Source organism: Thalassospira mesophila (assembly GCF_002115755.1).
Taxonomy (GTDB): Bacteria; Pseudomonadota; Alphaproteobacteria; order Rhodospirillales; family Thalassospiraceae; genus Thalassospira; species Thalassospira mesophila.
Genome location: NZ_JFKA01000026.1, coordinates 1 through 3421 on the forward strand (window position 1 = coordinate 1; position 3421 = coordinate 3421).

Annotated in this window: 2 rRNA genes; both read left to right on the top strand. The window is 51.1% G+C overall.

The features are described from left to right. A 16S ribosomal RNA gene (locus TMES_RS21760) occupies positions 1–259 on the top strand; the annotation flags it as partial. A gap of 225 nt (positions 260–484) precedes the next feature. Further along, positions 485–3420: ribosomal RNA gene (locus TMES_RS21765) — 23S ribosomal RNA — on the top strand. The last annotated feature ends 1 nt before the right edge of the window (position 3421 follow it).

Consider the following 3421-nt stretch of genomic DNA (forward strand, 5'->3'; position numbering starts at 1 on the left):
CATAAAACCATTCTCAGTTCGGATTGTAGGCTGCAACTCGCCTACATGAAGCTGGAATCGCTAGTAATCGCGGATCAGCATGCCGCGGTGAATACGTTCCCGGGCCTTGTACACACCGCCCGTCACACCACGAGAGTTTGTAACACCCGAAGTCGGTGGAGTAACCGTAAGGAGCTAGCCGCCTAAGGTGGGACAGATGATTGGGGTGAAGTCGTAACAAGGTAGCCGTATCGGAAGGTGCGGCTGGATCACCTCCTTTCTAAGGATTTTTACATGACGTACGTTTTGACACTTTGTTCAGTTTTGAGAGTTCAATCTCTCAATTATAGAAAGCACACTACTTTCTTCTTATTAGATAAGAAGAATTTTGGTTGCGATTGTTCTTTGAAAACTAGATAACAGTAATTGCTGAGGAAAAGTGAAACTTTTCTTTAATCAAACCAATAAATAACACAACAATATGTTGTACCATTTATTCGCTAATGGTTAAGTTAGAAAGGGCGCACGGTGAATGCCTTGGCACTAGGAGCCGATGAAGGACGGGACTAACACCGATATGCTTCGGGGAGCTGTAAGTGAGCTTTGATCCGGAGATTTCCGAATGGGGAAACCCACTGTTCGTAATGGAACAGTATCTTTATCTGAATACATAGGATATTGAAGGCAGACCCGGGGAACTGAAACATCTAAGTACCCGGAGGAAGAGAAAGCAAATGCGATTTCCTGAGTAGCGGCGAGCGAAACGGAATTAGCCCAAACCAAGAGGCTTGCCTCTTGGGGTTGTAGGACACTCTATACGGAGTTACAAAGGAACGAAGTAAATGAAGCGACCTGGAAAGGTCCGTCGAAGAAGGTAACAACCCTGTAGTTGAAACTTCGTTCCCTCTTGAGTGGATCCTGAGTACGGCGGAACACGTGAAATTCCGTCGGAAGCTGGGAGGACCATCTCCCAAGGCTAAATACTACCTAGTGACCGATAGTGAACCAGTACCGTGAGGGAAAGGTGAAAAGCACCCCGGAAGGGGAGTGAAAGAGATCCTGAAACCGTGTGCCTACAAGTAGTCAGAGCCCGTTAATGGGTGATGGCGTGCCTTTTGTAGAATGAACCGGCGAGTTACGATCCCATGCAAGGTTAAGCTGATAAGGCGGAGCCGTAGCGAAAGCGAGTCTGAATAGGGCGTTTAGTATGTGGTTGTAGACCCGAAACCAGGTGATCTACCCATGTCCAGGGTGAAGTTCAGGTAACACTGAATGGAGGCCCGAACCCACGCACGTTGAAAAGTGCGGGGATGAGGTGTGGGTAGCGGAGAAATTCCAATCGAACCTGGAGATAGCTGGTTCTCTCCGAAATAGCTTTAGGGCTAGCCTCATGTTGTGAGAGTCTTGGAGGTAGAGCACTGATTGGACTAGGGGCCCCCAACGGGTTACCGAATTCAGTCAAACTCCGAATGCCAAAGACTTATCCATGGGAGTCAGACTGCGAGTGATAAGATCCGTAGTCAAAAGGGAAACAGCCCAGACCACCAGCTAAGGTCCCCAAGTATACGTTAAGTGGAAAAGGATGTGGAGTTGCTTAGACAACCAGGATGTTGGCTTAGAAGCAGCCACCATTTAAAGAGTGCGTAATAGCTCACTGGTCGAGTGACTCTGCGCCGAAAATGTACCGGGGCTAAACGTATCACCGAAGCTGTGGATTGACATCTTTGATGTCAGTGGTAGGAGAGCGTTCTAAGTGCTGTGAAGTCAGACCGTAAGGACTGGTGGAGCGCTTAGAAGTGAGAATGCCGGTATGAGTAGCGAAAGACAAGTGAGAATCTTGTCCACCGAATGCCTAAGGTTTCCTGAGGAAGGCTCGTCCGCTCAGGGTTAGTCGGGACCTAAGCCGAGGCTGAAAAGCGTAGGCGATGGCCAACAGGTTGATATTCCTGTACCACCTCCCCGCCGTTTGAGTAATGGGGGGACGCAGTAGGATAGGGTAAGCGCGCTGCTGGATATGCGCGTTCAAGCAGTTAGGCTGATGAGTAGGCAAATCCGCTCATCATAAAGGCTGAGCTGTGATGACGAGGGAATTATAGTACCGAAGTTCCTGATTCCACACTGCCAAGAAAAGCCTCTAGCGAGGCGGGAGGTGCCCGTACCGCAAACCGACACAGGTAGGCGAGGAGAGAATCCTAAGGTGATCGAGAGAACTCTCGTTAAGGAACTCGGCAAAATGACCCCGTAACTTCGGGAGAAGGGGTGCTCTGGTAGGGTGTATAGCCCGAGAGAGCCGCAGTGAATAGGCCCAGGCGACTGTTTAGCAAAAACACAGGTCTCTGCGAAGCCGCAAGGCGAAGTATAGGGGCTGACGCCTGCCCGGTGCTGGAAGGTTAAGAGGAGGGGTTATCCTTTGGGAGAAGCTCTGAATCGAAGCCCCAGTAAACGGCGGCCGTAACTATAACGGTCCTAAGGTAGCGAAATTCCTTGTCGGGTAAGTTCCGACCCGCACGAAAGGCGTAACGATCTGGGCACTGTCTCAACGAGAGACTCGGTGAAATTATAGTACCTGTGAAGATGCAGGTTACCCGCGACAGGACGGAAAGACCCCGTGGAGCTTTACTGTAGCCTGATATTGAATTTTGGTACAGCTTGTACAGGATAGGTAGGAGCCTGAGAAGCCGGAGCGCTAGCTTCGGTGGAGGCGTCGGTGGGATACTACCCTGGCTGTATTGAAATTCTAACCCGCGGCCCTGATCGGGCCGGGAGACAGTGTCAGGTGGGCAGTTTGACTGGGGCGGTCGCCTCCTAAAATGTAACGGAGGCGCCCAAAGGTTCCCTCAGAATGGTTGGAAATCATTCGTAGAGTGTAAAGGCACAAGGGAGCTTGACTGCGAGACCTACAAGTCGAGCAGGGACGAAAGTCGGGCTTAGTGATCCGGTGGTTCCGCATGGAAGGGCCATCGCTCAACGGATAAAAGCTACCCCGGGGATAACAGGCTTATCTCCCCCAAGAGTCCACATCGACGGGGAGGTTTGGCACCTCGATGTCGGCTCATCGCATCCTGGGGCTGTAGTCGGTCCCAAGGGTTGGGCTGTTCGCCCATTAAAGCGGTACGCGAGCTGGGTTCAGAACGTCGTGAGACAGTTCGGTCCCTATCCGTCGTGGGCGTAGGAAATTTGAGAGGAGCTGTCCTTAGTACGAGAGGACCGGGATGGACACACCGCTGGTGTACCAGTTGTCTTGCCAAAGGCATCGCTGGGTAGCTATGTGTGGACGGGATAAGTGCTGAAAGCATCTAAGCATGAAGCCCCCCTCAAGATGAGATTTCCCATAGCGCAAGCTAGTAAGATCCCTGAAAGATGATCAGGTTGATAGGTCAGAGGTGGAAGCGTGGCGACATGTGTAGCTGACTGATACTAATCGATCGAGGACTTAACCAAA